This window comes from Tessaracoccus flavescens, assembly GCF_001998865.1.
In the GTDB taxonomy this organism is placed as follows: Bacteria; Actinomycetota; Actinomycetes; order Propionibacteriales; family Propionibacteriaceae; genus Arachnia; species Arachnia flavescens.
Genome location: NZ_CP019607.1, coordinates 2,118,076 through 2,133,793 on the forward strand (window position 1 = coordinate 2,118,076; position 15,718 = coordinate 2,133,793).

15 protein-coding genes are annotated in these 15,718 nt (G+C 69.9%); 9 read left to right on the forward strand and 6 right to left on the reverse strand.

Translation table 11 applies throughout. The annotated features are described in order from the left end of the window. Positions 1 to 47: 47 nt before the first annotated feature. The 3 genes from BW733_RS10075 to BW733_RS19420 all read left to right on the forward strand — a co-directional run bounded on the left by BW733_RS10075 (position 48) and on the right by BW733_RS19420 (position 3,252). Positions 48 to 656 (forward strand): class I SAM-dependent methyltransferase, encoded by a 609-nt coding sequence (locus tag BW733_RS10075; protein ID WP_077350175.1) that lies wholly within the window; start codon positions 48 to 50, stop codon positions 654 to 656. Positions 657 to 721: 65 nt separating this feature from the next. Continuing rightward, positions 722 to 2,374: an excinuclease ABC subunit UvrA gene (locus BW733_RS10080; RefSeq protein WP_237268151.1), complete on the forward strand. Its 1,653-nt coding sequence runs from the start codon at positions 722 to 724 to the stop codon at positions 2,372 to 2,374. Continuing rightward, positions 2,287 to 3,252: an excinuclease ABC subunit UvrA gene (locus BW733_RS19420; RefSeq protein WP_237268152.1), complete on the forward strand. Its 966-nt coding sequence runs from the start codon at positions 2,287 to 2,289 to the stop codon at positions 3,250 to 3,252. The genes BW733_RS10080 and BW733_RS19420 overlap by 88 nt, the downstream gene beginning before the upstream one ends. A gap of 155 nt (positions 3,253 to 3,407) precedes the next feature. Here BW733_RS19420 and BW733_RS18275 read toward each other — a convergent pair whose 3' ends face one another. From BW733_RS18275 to BW733_RS10095, 3 genes are read right to left on the reverse strand one after another with little or no spacing between them, the layout of a single operon-like run. Then, positions 3,408 to 3,725 carry an ABC transporter permease family protein gene (locus BW733_RS18275; RefSeq protein WP_161490204.1) on the reverse strand — a complete coding sequence of 106 codons (318 nt, stop codon included), beginning with the start codon at positions 3,723 to 3,725 and terminating at the stop codon, positions 3,408 to 3,410. Positions 3,726 to 3,776: 51 nt separating this feature from the next. Beyond that, on the reverse strand, positions 3,777 to 4,079 hold the full coding sequence (locus tag BW733_RS10090) for a GNAT family N-acetyltransferase (RefSeq protein WP_077350178.1): 303 nt from the start codon (positions 4,077 to 4,079) through the stop codon (positions 3,777 to 3,779). Between the two features lie 44 nt (positions 4,080 to 4,123). After that, a complete protein-coding gene (locus tag BW733_RS10095) occupies positions 4,124 to 5,464 on the reverse strand; it encodes a UDP-glucose dehydrogenase family protein (RefSeq protein ID WP_077350180.1) in 1,341 nt (446 codons plus the stop codon). 189 nt (positions 5,465 to 5,653) lie between these two features. Between BW733_RS10095 and BW733_RS10100 the strand changes: the two genes are divergently transcribed. The 5 genes from BW733_RS10100 to ppgK all read left to right on the forward strand — a co-directional run bounded on the left by BW733_RS10100 (position 5,654) and on the right by ppgK (position 11,787). Further along, positions 5,654 to 7,198, forward strand: a complete 1,545-nt coding sequence (locus tag BW733_RS10100; RefSeq protein WP_237268153.1) for a xylulokinase — start codon at positions 5,654 to 5,656, stop codon at positions 7,196 to 7,198. A gap of 155 nt (positions 7,199 to 7,353) precedes the next feature. Next, the gene (locus BW733_RS10105; RefSeq protein ID WP_077350184.1) at positions 7,354 to 7,701 is read left to right on the forward strand and encodes a hypothetical protein; all 348 of its coding nucleotides are present in this window, start codon (positions 7,354 to 7,356) and stop codon (positions 7,699 to 7,701) included. 186 nt (positions 7,702 to 7,887) lie between these two features. Next, positions 7,888 to 9,159 carry an MFS transporter gene (locus BW733_RS10110; RefSeq protein WP_077350186.1) on the forward strand — a complete coding sequence of 424 codons (1,272 nt, stop codon included), beginning with the start codon at positions 7,888 to 7,890 and terminating at the stop codon, positions 9,157 to 9,159. 96 nt (positions 9,160 to 9,255) lie between these two features. Continuing rightward, positions 9,256 to 10,890 carry an arginine--tRNA ligase gene (gene argS / locus BW733_RS10115; protein WP_077350188.1) on the forward strand — a complete coding sequence of 545 codons (1,635 nt, stop codon included), beginning with the start codon at positions 9,256 to 9,258 and terminating at the stop codon, positions 10,888 to 10,890. A gap of 45 nt (positions 10,891 to 10,935) precedes the next feature. Further along, positions 10,936 to 11,787 carry a polyphosphate--glucose phosphotransferase gene (gene ppgK / locus BW733_RS10120; RefSeq protein ID WP_418361317.1) on the forward strand — a complete coding sequence of 284 codons (852 nt, stop codon included), beginning with the start codon at positions 10,936 to 10,938 and terminating at the stop codon, positions 11,785 to 11,787. 104 nt (positions 11,788 to 11,891) lie between these two features. Here the strand turns inward: ppgK and BW733_RS10125 are convergent, their stop codons facing one another. From BW733_RS10125 to BW733_RS10135, 3 genes are read right to left on the reverse strand one after another with little or no spacing between them, the layout of a single operon-like run. Next, positions 11,892 to 13,304, reverse strand: a complete 1,413-nt coding sequence (locus BW733_RS10125) for a PH domain-containing protein (protein WP_077350192.1) — start codon at positions 13,302 to 13,304, stop codon at positions 11,892 to 11,894. Then, positions 13,304 to 13,798 carry a PH domain-containing protein gene (locus tag BW733_RS10130; protein WP_077350194.1) on the reverse strand — a complete coding sequence of 165 codons (495 nt, stop codon included), beginning with the start codon at positions 13,796 to 13,798 and terminating at the stop codon, positions 13,304 to 13,306. Before BW733_RS10130 ends, BW733_RS10125 begins: the two co-directional genes overlap by 1 nt. Then, positions 13,795 to 14,430, reverse strand: a complete 636-nt coding sequence (locus tag BW733_RS10135; RefSeq protein ID WP_077350196.1) for a DUF1707 SHOCT-like domain-containing protein — start codon at positions 14,428 to 14,430, stop codon at positions 13,795 to 13,797. The genes BW733_RS10130 and BW733_RS10135 overlap by 4 nt, the downstream gene beginning before the upstream one ends. 158 nt (positions 14,431 to 14,588) lie before the next feature. On the opposite strand from BW733_RS10135, the gene BW733_RS10140 reads away from it, so the two are divergent. Then, the gene (locus BW733_RS10140; protein WP_077350198.1) at positions 14,589 to 15,710 is read left to right on the forward strand and encodes a 6-phosphofructokinase; all 1,122 of its coding nucleotides are present in this window, start codon (positions 14,589 to 14,591) and stop codon (positions 15,708 to 15,710) included. Positions 15,711 to 15,718 lie beyond the last annotated feature (8 nt).

Below are 15,718 nucleotides of genomic sequence, written 5' to 3' on the forward strand. Positions count from 1 at the left end.
TGCCGCGCCCGTCGTGGTGCGGTCGTCACGGCGGTCCCGATCCGGCGATGATCCGGGAGGCACAACGGCTCCGACCTGACGCGGCCTCGCGCTGGCTCGTGGCGGGGGCGCCGACGCTTCCCTTCCCCGACGGGGGCTTCGACGTGGTCACCCTCGCCTTCATCTTCAACCACGTCCCGTCGCCCGAGTCCACGCTTCGTGACTGCGCGAGGGTGCTGCGACCAGGTGGCGTGTTGGCGATTGCGGTCTGGGGCGACTCGGGTCTCGTCGAGGCGTGGGACGCCGTCCTCGGGGTACCCGGGGCGGTCCGCCTGCCCACCCCGCAGCTGCCGCCGGAGGAGGACTTCGCGCGCACCGCCGAAGGGCTCGCCGAGCTGTGCGGGCGCGCAGGCCTGAGGGTGCTCGGTCGGTCGCAGCCCGCGTGGACGGTGCGGATCTCCGTGGACGAACTCTGGCAGGCCCCGCTCGCGGGGCTGGCGAGGATCGGGCGGCAGGTCGCCGCCCAGACGCCTGCCGTGCAGGCGGCGATGCTGCAGCGCTGCGGTCGCATGCCAAGCGTGCCGGGTCGTCGGAGTTCCTCACCGTTCGCCCGTCCGCCCCGGTCGTGCTCGCCCGCGCCAGCGGCTGATCGCGTCGTGGGGGCGGCGGATCCATGACACTCCAAGCCGGGTAGCCCCATCCTGACTATCATGCGCGGCAGGCGACACGAGGAGTCAACCGCATGCAGCACGACGACGCGCCACCACTGGCCGGGCACATCTCGGTGCGTGGGGCGACTGAGCACAACCTGCGCGACGTCAGCCTCGACATCCCTCGTGACAGGGTCGTTGCCTTCACCGGCATCTCAGGCTCGGGCAAGTCGTCGCTGGCCTTCGGGACCATCTACGCCCAGTCGAGGCAGCGCTACCTGGAGTCCGTCTCGCCCTATGCCCGGCGACTGATCGACCAGGGCTCCGCCCCCAAGGTGCGCCAGATCGTCGGCCTCCCACCGGCCGTGGCGCTGCGTCAGCAGCACAGCGCTGGCTCGGCTCGCTCGACCGTCGGCACCGTAAGCCGCGTCTCCAACGTGCTGCGCATGCTGTACTCCCGCGCAGGCGACTATCCGCCCGGCTACCGGCCTGCCGATCTGGCAGGCAGCTTCCCCCGCGACGCGGCACCGCTCGACTCGGACAGCTTCTCGCCCAACACCGCCGTCGGGGCCTGCCGGACCTGCTCGGGGATCGGCAGGCTGCTCCAGGTCGACGAGGACCTCCTCGTCGGAGACCCCGACCTCAGCATCCAGGACGGAGCCATCGCCGCCTGGCCCGGGGCCTTCGGCGGCGCCAACTACCGCCGCATCCTCGCCATCCTCGGGATCGACATCCACGTGCCGTTCCGCACCCTCCCCGCGGACACGAGGCGGTGGGTGCTCCTCACCGACGAGCAGCCCACCGTTGACGTCGAGGAGTTCCACTACAAGGGCACCTACATGAGCCCGAAGCGATGGGTCGAGCACACCTTCCACGACTCGCAGTCGGCGCGGATGCGGGCGAAGGCCGCCGAGTTCATGACCGAGCGGTTGTGCCCCTCGTGCCACGGTAAGCGGCTCAACCCCGAGGCGCTCGCGGTCACCATCGCGGGCCGGGACATCGCGCACGCCACCGCGCTCCAGCTCACCGGGCTGCGCGACTTCCTGCACGAGGCCCTCACCCATCCCGACACCCTCGCCCTCCCGGCGGAACGCAGGCAGGCGGCCCACGCGCTGATCGACGTCCTGGACGACCAACTGCGCACCCTGATCGATCTCGGGCTCGGCTACCTCGCGACCGCGCGCCCGACCACCACGCTGTCGGGTGGCGAACTGCAGCGGCTGCACCTGGCGACACAGCTGCGCAGCGGCCTCTTCGGCGTGCTCTACGTCCTCGACGAGCCCTCCGCCGGCCTGCATCCGTCTGACACCGAGGTGCTGCTCGGCGCGTTGCACCGGCTCCGTGACGAGGGGAACACGCTGTTCGTCGTCGAACACAACCCGCTCGTCATCTCGGCCGCCGACTGGATCGTCGACCTCGGGCCAGGCGCCGGTCGCTACGGCGGCGAGGTGTTGTTCAACGGGCAGGCGGCGGAGCTTCCAGGCGTCGAGGGATCGGCCACCGCCCGCTATCTCGGGGGGGGGAACCGCCGGCGGCCCCCTCCCCGCCGCGTCCCCGCCCCACGGGCAACTTCCTGCGCCTGGGTGGCGTCCGTGGACACAACCTGCGCGGCGTCGACGCGGCCATCCCGCTCGGCTGCCTCACAGCGGTCACCGGGGTGTCGGGAGCAGGGAAGTCGACGCTGCTGCAGGCGCTCGCCGACACCGTCCGAGCGCATCTGCACCCGGACCTGTCCCCGGAGGTGACGGAGGAGGGTGAGGAACTCGTCGAGGGTGTGCCGGTGTGGGACGTCGAGGCCGACCGCGTCACCGTCGCAACGGTGGCACGCATCGACGGTGTCGACCGGCTCGTCGTGGTCGACCAGAAACCGATCGGCCGCACCTCGCGCTCCAACCTGGCCACCTACACCGGCTTGTTCGCGACCGTGCGGCGGCTCTTCGCCGCCCAGCCCGAGGCGAAGCGGCGCGGCTTCGGCGCCAGCCGGTTCTCGTTCAATCTCCCGGCCGGCCGTTGCCCGCACTGCCTCGGTGACGGCGAGGTGAGCATCGAACTGCTGTTCATGCCGACCGAGACGGTGCCGTGTCCCGTCTGCCTCGGCTCGAGGTACAACCCGGAGACGCTCGAGGTGCACTACCGCGGCCACACGGTCGCCGACGTGCTCGCGATGAGCGTCGACGAGGCACTCGGGTTCCTCGGCGACGTGCCGACAGCAGGCCGGATCCTCGACCTGCTCTCCGGGATCGGGCTGGGCTACCTGTCGCTCGGGCAGAGCGCGACCACCCTGTCCGGAGGCGAGGCGCAGCGGATCAAGCTGGTGAGCGAGCTGCACCGCGCCCCGGCCGGGCACAGCCTCTATCTGCTCGACGAGCCGACCAACGGCCTCCACCCCGCGGACATCGACCTGCTCGTCGGGCGGCTGCAGGCGCTGGTCGATGCGGGCAACACGGTGGTGATCGCCGACCACGACGTGCGCACCATCGCCGTGGCGGACTGGGTGATCGACATGGGGCCGGGGGCAGGCGGTGACGGCGGGCGGATCGTCGCGGAGGGCAGGCCAGGCGAGGTGGCGGACGCGCAGGGCAGCCGCACGGGTGCCCACCTGCGTCGATGGATCGGGAGCTGAGAAGGTGTCGGCCCCGCCCGGACGAACCGGACCGGGCCGCAGGGCCTTGGGGGTCAGCCCTTCTCCGCGCCCTCCGTCGTCGACATGATGCGCCTCTGGAAGATGAAGAACACCCACGGCGACGGGGATGGTCATCAACACCGCGGCGGCCAGCTTCAGGGGGAACTGGTTGCCGGACCCGAGCTGACCCGAGACGAGCGCGCCGACACCGGTGGTGAGGGTGTGCAGTTCGGGACTCTGCCTGGAGATGATGAAGATTCCCGCCGCGTCCACGAGCAGGGCAGGATCATGCCGAAGTAGGTGTCGAACATGCCCAGTTCCGTGATCACGAGGAAGCGGGGAATCATCAGCACCACCGACGGAACGGTCATGACGGCGATGAACAGCCCGAACACCACCGAGCGGCCGCGGAACGGCAGCCTGGAGAGGGCGTAGCCGGCGAGCGAGTTGAAGAACACGCGCGAGATGGTCACGACTACGGCGATGACCGGCTGAGCCGGAGTGACGGTCAGCGGCAGCGGACCTCACTCGGCGGGCTGGTAGCGGTACTGCAGGTCGGCGTAGTCGGGGTGCTTGACGATCCAGGCCTTGATGAACGGGCAGATCGGCAGCACCTTCCGGGTTCCCTGTCCGCGGATGTCGTCGAGTGCGAACCGGGCGAGCGCCCCGCCGACTCCGCGTCCTTCGAAGGCCCGGTCGACCTCGGTGTGCGTCATCACGACGAGCTCGTCGGTCAGTTGGTACTCGGCGAATCCGGCGAGCGCACCGTCGACGGTGGCCTCGTAACGGTTCTCCTGTGGGTTGTTCGTGACGGTCACGTCGCTCATGGTGCCTCCCTGCCTCGGCTGTCTCGAGCCTAGCCGCGTCGGCGTCACCAGATGCTGACCCCGCGGCCCATCCCGTAGTAGTTCCAGCCCGCGTCCGACCAGCGCTTCGGGTCGAGCACGTTGCGACCGTCGATGATGTTCGGCGCGGCCACCAGGTCGCGGATCGACGTGGGGTCGAGGTCGACGAAGTCGCGCCACTGGGTCAGGATCATCACGGCGTCTGCGTCGGTGACCGCCTCCTCGAGCGTCTCCGGGACGCGGAGGTCGGGACGGCGCTCGCGCAGCTTGTCTCCAGCCGCCGGGTCGACGATCGCCAGATCGGCCCCCGCCGCCCACAGCTTGCTCGCGATGTCGAGGGCAGGGGAGTCGCGCAGGTCGTCGGTGTCGGGCTTGAACGTGATCCCCAGCACGGCGATCTTCTTGCCGGAGAGGCTTCCTCCCACGACCTCCTCCGCGAGGCGGACGGCGTGGTCGCGGCGGCGCAGGTTGATCGTGTCGACCTCGCGCAGGAACGTCAGAGCTTCGTCGACGCCGAGCTCTCCCGCGCGGGCCATGAACGCGCGGATGTCCTTCGGCAGGCACCCGCCGCCGAAGCCGATGCCCGCCTGCAGGAATTTCGGACCGATCCGGTCGTCGTAGCCGATCGCCTCGGCGAGCCGGGTCACGTCTCCGCCGGTGGCGTCGCACAAGTCGGCCATGGCATTGATGAAAGAGATCTTGGTTGCCAGGAAGGAGTTCGCCGCGACCTTGACCAGCTCGGCGGTCGGGTAGTTGGCCACCACCAGCGGGGTCTCCGCCTCGAGCATCGTGGCGTAGCACTGGTTGAGCACCTCGCGCGCCGCCTCGCCCTTCGCGACATCGTCGGGCAGGCCGTAGACGATCCGGTCGGGATGCAGGGTGTCCTTGACGGCGTAGCCCTCGCGCAGGAACTCGGGGTTCCAGGCGAGGACGAGGTTCTTGCCTGAGCCGTCGAACTCGTCGGAGATCAGCTGGGCGGTTCCGACCGGGACCGTCGACTTGCCCGCGACCAGCACCGGACGCTCCGTGCCGGGTTCCGCGTGTTCGATGATCGTGCGGACGGCCTGCGCCACGTAGCTCATGTCGGCCCCGAGGCGTCCGGACAGCTGTGGGGTGCCGACGGCGATGAAATGGATCTCTGCGTCGGCGATGGCCGCCGGGTCGGTGGTGAAGCCAAGTCGCCCCGACTCGACGCCGCGCTTGAGCACCGCGTCGAAGCCCGGCTCGTGGAACGGGGCCACCCCGGCCGCGAGCTTGGCGATCTTGTCTTCGTCGACGTCGAGACCGACGACGTCGTGGCCCAGCTCGGCCATGCAGGCGGCGTGGACGGCACCGAGGTAGCCGCAGCCGATCACGGAGATACGCATGGGGCCAAGCGTAGTGGGGAGTCGTCAGGGGCCGCCGAGACAATGCAGCGGATCGACGCAAAGGGGCTTCGGCAACCCCGGCATGTACTTATCGCCCTCGGCAGGCAAGAATGGGGCCACACCGATTTGGAGGTCAACGTGGATCACGACACCACAGCCAGTGAAGCAATTGTGAACGGTCACACTGCCTTGGGTATCGAGTTCGGCTCGACCCGCATCAAGGCGGTGCTGATCGGCCCGGACCAGCAGCCCCTCGCCACCGGCGGCCACGACTGGAAGGCCAAGTTCGAGGACAATGTGTGGACCTACGACCTGGATGCGGTCTGGGCCGGGGTGCAGGCCGCATATGCCGACCTGGCCGCGAACGTGGAGCAGGCCCACGGCCTGCCGCTCGAGCGCGTCGGAGCGCTCGGCGTCTCGGCCATGATGCACGGCTACATGGCCTTCAATGCCGAGGGCGAACTGATGGTGCCCTTCCGCACCTGGCAGAACACCATGACGTCGGAGGCCGCGGGGGAGCTGACCCAGCTGTTCCAGCACAACATCCCGCAGCGCTGGAGCATCGCCCACCTCTACCAGGCCATCCTGCGCGGCGAGGAGCACGTCGCGGACATCGACTTCCTCGCCACCCTCGCCGCCTACGTGCACTGGCGCCTGAGCGGCGAGCGCCTGCTCGGCATCGGTGATGCGAGCGGCATGTTCCCGATCGACGTGGCCACCGGCACCTACGACACCGCGATGCTCGCGCAGTTCGACGAGCTCGTCGCCGAGCGCGGCTACCCGTGGAAGCTCGAGGCGATCCTGCCGAAGGTGCTCAAGGCAGGCGAACAGGCGGGCAGCCTGACCGAGGAGGGTGCGCGGCTGCTAGACCCGTCCGGCACGCTCCAGGCAGGAGCGCCGCTCGCTCCTGCCGAGGGCGACGCCGGCACCGGAATGGTCGCCACCAACTCCGTTGCCCGTCGCACGGCCAACGTCTCCGCAGGTACGTCAATCTTCGCCATGGTGGTCCTCGAGGGCCCGCTGAAGCGGCTGCACGAGGAGATCGACCTCGTCACCACCCCGGCGGGCGATCTCGTCGCGATGGCCCACTGCAACAACGGCACCATCGACCTGAGCGCCTGGGTCAACCTGTTCGGCGAGGTCGGCAAGGCCCTCTGCGCCCAGTTCGACACCAAGCAGCTCTTCGAGACGCTGTACCGCTCCGCCCTCGAGGCGGCGCCCGACGGCGGCGGCATGTTGGCCTACAACTACCTCGCGGGCGAGCACGTCACCGGGCTCGAGGCCGGTCGCCCGCTTTTCGTGCGCACCCCCTCCAGCGAGTTCACGCTCGCCAACTTCATGCGCACCAACCTGTTCGCCTCGCTCGGCGCGCTGCGCGTCGGCATGGACGTCCTGCTCCGCGACGAGGGCGTCCAGCTCGACTCGATGTTCGCCCACGGTGGTCTGTTCAAGACGAAGGGCGTCGCGCAGGGCTTCCTGGCCGCGGCCATGAACACCCCGGTCTCGGTCGGTGAGGTCGCGGGCGAGGGCGGCGCGTGGGGCATGGCGCTGCTCGCAGGCTTCCTGCAGGCCGACGGCGCCTCGCTCACCGACTGGCTCGCGACCGAGGTCTTCGCCGACGCGGAGATCGAGACGGCCGAGCCGGTCAAGGCCGACGTCGACGGCTTCGACCAGTTCATGGAGCGCTACCGCAATGGCCTCGTGATCGAGAAGACCGCGGTCGAGGCGCTCTGACCCCGTTTGGCGCGGGTTATTTCGTTGACGCCTGGCGCGACTTCGTAGGCCGAGGCTGCTCAAGGAACGGGGGCGCGGCTCCGCCGCCAGACTGCTCAACGAACGCCGGACGTGGGGTTTCGCGCCTACAGTCTGTGTAGGAGAGGAGCCGAGAGATGCGTGACTGGGTGTCCTACCTGCTGTGGCTGCTCGTCGGCGCCGGGGCTCGTCGGCATCGCGTCCATCGGGGTCTTCGTGCTCCCGGCCACGGTGGTGGTCTTGTCGTCGCGATCCTCTACTCGAAGGGCCGAGGGGCCGCCGGGCTGTTGCTCGGCGCGGGCCTCGTCCTAATGTACGTCGCCTTCCTGCACCGCCAGGGCCCTGGCGAGGTGTGCACGTCCGACGCCGTCAGCACCACGTGTGTGGACCAGTTGAACCCGTGGCCCTTCCTCGCCGTCGGTGCCATCTTGGCTCTGCTCGGAATCGGCCTGCAGGCGCTGGCGCGTCGCCGATCCGCCACCTGAGGGCTGCTGAGCTCCTGGCCGGGCCGGCCCGGGCTCCCGAACCGCATCGACCGCGCCGCGGCGTCGACCGTCGCTAGGTTCCCCCGAGCCGGGAAGCTACGATGGAATCGTCACATCAGGGTTCGCGCGTGACGGGAGGCTGGGACGTCGCGCAGGTCGCCTCGGCGACCCGACCTGAGGAACCCCATGACCACCACCGTCAATGACGCTGCCGTCGCGCCCGCTGAGACCCCCGGGCCGGCCGGCTTCCGTCGCCTCGTCTCCGTGATGGGCTGGCCCTACTTCGTGGCCTCGGCCCTCGCCAGGTTGCCCCAGTCCATGCTCACCATCGGAGCCCTGACCTACGTCGCGGCCGGTGCCGACGACTTCACCACGCCCGGCGCGGTCGCCGCCATCTCCGGCGTCGGCGTCGGCCTCGGCGCCCCGATCATGGGCGCGGCCTCCGACCGCTGGGGCCAGCGGAAGGTACTGCTCGTCTCGACCGTCGCCTACGTGCTCGCCCTCGTCGGGCTGCTGTGGGCCGGCTCGCCGCGCGACGGCGCCGTGCACCTCGACCTGCCGCTCGGCGCGTTCGCCGTGCTCGCGGGCATGGTGGTGCCGCAGATCGGGCCCATGACGCGCGTGCGCTGGATGCGCCGCCTCACCGGCGCGCGGGACCGCTCGAGCGTCGACCTGGCGATGGGCTACGAGAGCACCGTCGACGAGATGGGCTACGTGTTCGGCCCGGCGCTCGTCGGCATCGTCGCGGCCGCCGCGGGAGCCCCGATCCCGCTCGTCATCGCGGGCGTGCTCGCCATGCTGGCCGTCCCAGCCTTCGCCTTCGACCGCAGCTCGGCGGCGGGCGCCCCGCTGCGGCACGAGGAGGCCACGGGCGTGGCCGGTCCGACCCGCATGTCCTTGGGCTTCATGGCGCTGGGCATCGCAGGCATGCTCGGCATCGGCACGGTCTTCGGCTCCCTCGCCACGACGATGACGGTGTTCGCCGACGAGACCGGCCACCCCGGCACCGGAGGCCTGATCTACGCGGCGATGGGCATCACATCAGGACTCGCGGCGCTGACGGTGTCGCGCTGGCCCGCCAGGTGGGGCGCCGCCTTCCGCTGGGTGCTCTGCGCCGCCCTCGCCGTCCCCGCGACCGCGCTGCTCCTGCTGCCGACCGAGCCGTGGCAGATGGCACTGGGCATGCTCGCCGTCGGCGCACCCATCGGTCCGATCCTCGTCACGATCTTCGCAGCCTCCGGCCCCCGCACCCCTCCGGCGCGGCTCGGCCTCGCGATGACGCTGCTCCCGGCGGCTATCACGCTCGGCACCTCCGTCGGCAACCTCCTCGGCGGCACCGTCGCTGACGGGGCCGGCCACCGCGCAGCGCTCGGCGTGACCGTCTCCGCGGCGGGCGTGCTGCTGGTCGTCGGGCTGCTCTTCGCGCTCTACGTGCGAAGGGAGAACAGCCGCCGCTGAACCCGAGGCTGTGCGATCGGTGCGACGCGAGGCCCCGGGGCGGGGCTGAGGGGCGTCGATTGAGGGGAACTGACTGCTGGTGAGACAATGTTGACCATGCAATCGCTCCCCGCGCTACTAGACGCACGCCTGCGGGCTGTCACCGGCGTCGACCCTGAGATGCGCCCCGCCACCAAGCCCCAGTTCGGTCACTTCCAGTCCAACGTGGCCCTCCGCCTGGCGAAGCAGGAAGGTCGACCCCCGCGCGAGGTGGCCGCCGACATCATCGAGCGCCTGGACGTCGCCGACCTGTGCGAGACCCCCGAGATCGCGGGCCCCGGCTTCATCAACTTCCGGATGCGTTCCGACGTGCTGGCCGACTCCGTCACCAGCCTGCTCGAGGATCCCGACGGCGGAGTCAACGTCACGGCCTACCCGCAGCGCGTCGTCATCGACTACTCGGCCCCCAACGTCGCAAAGCAGATGCACGTCGGCCACCTGCGCACCACGATCATCGGCGACTGCTTCAACCGCGTGCTGACCCGGATCGGCCACACCGTCATCCCACAGAACCACATCGGCGACTGGGGCACCCAGTTCGGCATGCTGATCGAAGAGGTGCTCGACGAGAACCTCGACGTCACGGCGCTGACCCTCGACGAGGCTGACGCCCTCTACAAGCGGGCCGCGGCACGGTTCCGCGACGACGAGGAGTTCGCCACCCGTGCCCGAGCCCGCGTCGCCACCTTCCAGGGCGGCGACGAGCAGTCGCTTGCCATCTGGCAGCAGCTCGTCGACATCTCGAAGCCGGCGTTCAACCGGGCCTACGAGCGGCTCAACGTGCTGCTCACCGACGACGACCTCGCCGGGGAGAGCACCTACAACGACGACCTGCCCGTGCTGGTCAAGGAGCTCGAGGAGTCGGGCGTCGCCGTCTGGGACCAGGGCGCGCTCTGCATCTTCGTCGAGGGCTTCGATGCGCCCCTGATCGTGCAGAAGTCCGACGGCGGCTACGGCTACGCGACCACCGACCTCGCCGCGATCCGCCGCCGCGTGCGGGAACTGCACGCCGACCGGATCATCTACGTCACCGACGCCCGCCAGGCTGGCCACTTCGCCCAGGTCTTCGCGGCGGCGCGGATGGCCGGGTTCCTGCCCGACGACGTGATCGCCCAGCACGTCGGCTACGGCATGGTGCTCGGCCCGGACGGCAAGCCGTTCAAGACCCGCGACGGAAAGGCCGCCACCCTCGACTCGCTGCTCGACGCGGCCGAGCAGCAGGCGGCTCCCAACATCGCGCTGGCCGCGATCAAGTACGCCGACCTGTCGAGCGGGCTGCAGAAGGACTACACCTTCGACGTCGAGCGCATGGTGCAGACCACCGGCAACACCGGCCCCTACCTCCAGTACGCCCACGCCCGTGCAGGCCAGATCCTGCGCAAGGCGGAGGCCGAGGGCATCCACTTCGCGTCCGTCACCGTCCTCGACCAGCCGATCGAGCAGCAGCTCGCGCTGACCCTCAGCGGCTTCGGTGACGTGGTCGACGACGTGGCCCAGCAGCTCACCCCGCACAAGCTGTGCGGCTACCTCTACGACCTGGCCTCCACGATGGCCTCGTTCTACGAGGAGTGCCCCGTGCTGAAGTCCGAGGGCGACGTCCGCGCCTCACGGCTCGCGCTGTGCGCGGCCACGAAGCAGGTGCTCGCCACAGGGCTCAACCTCCTGGGGATTGACGCGCCGGAGCGCATGTGAGCCGGATCCGCAACATCGCGGTCGGGCTCCCGGTCAGGGACGGGCATGTGCTCGCCCTGCTGGGGTCCGACCCCGTGCGCGGGGCGGGAGATAGTTGGCGCTACTCTTTCCCGCATGAGCATTTTCCTGGGTATCGACGTCGGCGGGTCCGGCATCAAGGGCGCACCGGTTGATCTTGAGACCGGCGAGTTCATCGGCGACCGGCTGCGCATCCCCACCCCCGCCAAGTCGACCCCGGACAACGTCGCCGCGGTGGTCAAGGAGATCATCGAGGAGTTCGCCCCGGTGATCGGCGACGCCCCCGTCGGCCTCACCATCCCCGCCCCGGTCGTGCACGGCGTCGTGCCGTTCATCGCCAACCTCGACAAGTTGTGGACCGGAATCAACGCCGACAAACTCTTCGAGGAGAAGCTCGGACGCCAGATCCACCTGGTCAACGACGCGGACGCCGCCGGCCTCGCCGAGGTGCACTTCGGCGCAGCCAAGGGCAACGACGGTCTCGTCATCCTCACCACGCTCGGCACCGGCATCGGCTCGGCCCTGATCTACCGCGGGACGCTCGTGCCGAACGTCGAGCTCGGCCATCTTGAGCTCGACGGCCACGACGCCGAGACCCGCGCCGCCTCGTCGATCAAGGACAAGGAGTCGCTTTCCTACAAGAAGTGGACCACCGAGCGCCTGCAGCCCTACTACTCGCACGTCGAGATGCTGTTCTCGCCCGACCTGTTCGTCGTCGGCGGAGGCGTTTCGAAGGACTGGGACAAGTTCGGCCCGCTGCTCGAGCTGCGCACCCCCATCGTGCCTGCCACCATGCGCAACCGCGCGGGCATCGTCGGCGCCGCCCTGTTCGCGAAGGACCTGGCAGAGCACCCCGATCCGCTGATCGAACAGGCCTGAGCCTCACGCAAGGAGCCGCCCGCGACGAGCTCGTCGAGCAGAGCGCGACGCCGCCCTCACCGGGCGGACCTTCGTCTGACCGGCCGCGAAAGGCGCGGGTGCGGCTAGTCGGCCGACTCGCGGGCCCGCTTCGCGCGGGCAAGCTGGTCCTCGAACACCGACCGGGCGAGCGTGGCGTCGAGGTGGTACATCCGCAGCGTGACCGGGCCGTCGGTGGTGTGCACGTAGATCTGGGCTAGATCCAGCCTCCGCTGCAGCGGACCCTGCTCGATGCTGGCCGACTGCATCCGACGGTGGGGGACGATGGAGCGGACCTGGTTGATCAGGCCGTGCTGGGCGATCACCACGTCGTCCCCGATGCCCCACGTGTGGGTGGAGAAGGTCAACGGTGTGAGCCAGCGCGCCCGGTCGGGCTGGCCGTGCACCTCGATCGCGGCGAGCTCGAGCCCGGGCCAGATCACGTGCAGGACCCGCAGCACGTCGTCCCAGGTGCCGTAGGGAAGCACGATCGCGTTGCTGGCCTTGTCCTCGTCGGTGAGCGGGTTGCCGTAGCCGAGCACTGTGACGCTCATCCGGTAGAGGCCGGTGGTGCGCTGCAGGAGGTCCTGTTGGATCGCGACAGCCTGGATCCTGCCCGTTCGGAGCCCCTGCGCCGAGGTGCTGAGCAGGCCCCGCCGCAGCCGCAGGGTGTCGCCGCGGCGCGTCATCACGAAGCCCCAGTTGGCCCCGGTCTGCGCCCAGATCCAGCCGACGACGGCGACCGCGCTCGCGATCAGCGTGACGGGCGATCCGGACAGGATCGTGATCACCACGAAGAAGGCGGCGGCGACCAGTGCCCCGAGCGCCCCGGTCGACACGAGGGAGCCGAGGATCAGGTTGCGCGGCGGCACCTTGACCACGATCTCCTCGGACTCGGGGGCAACCAACGCGCCGTCGGTCGTTCCTTGGCCGGGTGTGCCATCGCCGAGGCTCGCGCCGCCCTCGACGGCTGTGGGGGCCACGCCCGAGACGATCCGCGCCCGCTGCATGTGCTCGAGCAGGTGTTCGCGCAGCGACTCCGCCCGCGCCTTCGTCAGGAACTCGAGGTCGACGCCTCCGGCCCCTCCGACGTCGATGTGGACCTTCGCCAAGCCGAGCAGGCGGGCGATGAACGGCTGCGAGATGTCGATCGACTGCACCTTCGTGTAGTCGACCCGCGTCGACGTCTTCGACAGGAAATTGCGCTCGACCCGGAACTCGTCGTCGTCGGCGATGAAGGTCGTGGTCTTCCACGTGACGATGCCGCTCAGCCCGGCGATGACGGCGATGCCGAGCGCGATCAGGCCGAGGATCGGGACGCCCTCGAAGTCGGCGCCATTCTCGAGGAACTCGCGGCCGACGATGATGATGGCGATGCCGACGGCGATGCCTCCGCGGGCGATGCCGGTCAGCGGACTCGGATGCTCGACCACCTTCTCCGGGACCGGAACCGGCACGGGCGGCGGGGCTGCGGCCTCGGGATGCTCATCGCAGGTCATCAGATGCCGGCCTGCTGCTGCTCTCCTCGCGCGATGAGACGGTCGCGCAGGGCGGCCGCATCAGCGGACGCGAGACCGGGAATGTTGACCGTGCCCGCCGTCGAAGCGGTGATCATCTGGACGCTTGAGATGCCGAAGCGCTGCTCGAGCGGGCCCGACTGCACCTCGACCAGCTGCATCCGGCCGTAGGGCACGCACTGCAGCGACCTGCTGAACAGGCCTGAGGTGACGTAGACGTCCTCGTCGCGCTCGGCGTAGCCCCAGCGGCGGAAGACGCGCGGGGCGCGCAGCATCCGCCAGGCGATCCACACGACGGCGACGCCGAGCAGGATCCACAGCGTCCAGCGCGGGGCGAAGAGGAACAGCGGCACTCCGGGCACGACGAAGAACAGCGTCCAGTTGATCGGGATCAACAAGAGCTTCAGCTTCAGATAGCTCGGGGACAGCCGTTGCCACGGCGTCCCGGGTGGCGCAAAGAGGTCGTCCAGGCTCACTTCACAAACTTCTCGTACTTGGTCTTCTTGGTGTCCGGTCCGCAGACCTTCACCTCTCCCATGACCACAGTACCCACCAGGTTGATCCGGATGCCGTCGGGCCGCGGGCTGGTGCCCTCGACCTTGGTGTCGCCCATCACCGTCGACAGCCCCGAGACGTTGACGTCGACGCCGGCGGGCACGCGGATCCGCACCTCGCCCATCAGGCCGCCGACGTTGATCGTGGTCTCGCGGTCGGCGAAGGTGGCGTCGACCAGGTCGAGCCGCACCTCTCCGAGCCACGCGTTGACGGTGACCTCAGGGGCGACGGTGTCGATGCGTCCCGGCTTCAGCGTCGAGAGCACCGCGTTGCCTCCGGTGTACTGGCCTGGGGCCGCGGGGACCCTTGCGGCCGCTGCTGGGGCGACGGCGGCCGAGGGGGCCGGCCGTGGACGTGGGACGGCGACCAGGTCGCCGGTCAGCTCGTTGAGGTCGCCGAAGGTGAGGGCGTCGTAGGCCTTTGCGATCCGCTCGGCGTGCTCCTCGAAGGTGATCCGCCCTTCGGCGTAGGCGTTGTTGAGGACCTGGGCGACCAGCTCGCGGTCCTGGTCGGCACAGCGGAGGGACTCGAGACGGGGCGCTTCGGGAGACATGACATGAGTCTAGGCTGAGCGGCCCCGATCGGACCCTGCGGGGAGGGGCATCTGGGTGTCCTCTCGGGGGCGGATCAGGGAAGACCCTGGACGGTGATCGTGAAACCGTGTCCGGGCACCGTCGCGCGGCAATAGGGTGAAGCAAACGAGGAGGATCGATGACCAAGCGAGTGGGAATTCTCACGGCCGGCGGCGACTCGCCGGGCCTCAACGCCGCGATCCGCGGCTTCGGCAAGGCCGCGATCGGCCAGCACGGCATGGAGCTGATCGGGTTCCGCGACGGCCTGCGCGGCCTCGTCGAGGACCGCTGGCAGGACCTGGACGGGGAGGCCCTCGCAGGCATCCTGACGATCGGAGGAACCATCCTCGGCACCTCCCGGGACAAGCCGCACAAGATGGTCGTCGACGGTGAGGTCCGCGACATGGTGCCCACCATCGTCGAGAACTACGAGCGCAACAAGCTCGACGCGATCGTCTGCATCGGCGGTGGCGGGACCGCGAAGAACGCCAACCGGCTCGCCCAGGCGGGCCTCGACGTCATCCACCTGCCGAAGACCATCGACAACGACATCGCCCACACCGACACCAGCTTCGGGTTCTCCACCGCGCTGGGGATCGCCACCGAGGCCGTCGACCGCCTGCACTCGACGGCGCACTCGCATCACCGCGTGATCGTGGTCGAGATCATGGGCCACAAGGCGGGCTGGCTTGCGCTGGGCGCAGGCATCGCGGGCGGGGCGGACATCATCCTCATCCCCGAGATCCCGTACTCGATCGAGTCGGTCGCCGACTCGGTGAAGGCAAGGGCCGCCTCCGGCCGCAACTTCTCCGTGATCGCACTCGCCGAGGGGGCGCGCAACCAGGAGGACGCGGCCGACCTGGCCGCGGCGACCGCGCTGGTGAAGGGTGCGGGGACCCCTGAGGCGAAGGCCGCTGCGAGCAAGCACAAGGCATCGGTCGAGGCCGCCCACCGGGACAACCCGTTCAAGGTGGCCTCGGCCCTCGAGGAGGCGACGGGGCTCGAATCGCGCGTGACCATCCTCGGCTACGTGCAGCGCGGCGGAACGCCCGACGCGAACGACCGCCTGCTCGGCACCCTCCTCGGCTCCGCCGGGGCCGACCTGATCGCCGAGGGCGTCTCGGGTGTGACGGTGGCGTCGCAGGCGGGCCGTGCGGTCCCCGTCCCCCTCGCCGACGTCGCGGGCAACCTCAAGACGGTGCCGCTCGACGATCCGTGGATCGCCGCGGCGCGCGGTGTGGGCACCGGCCTGGGCGACTGACGAAGATC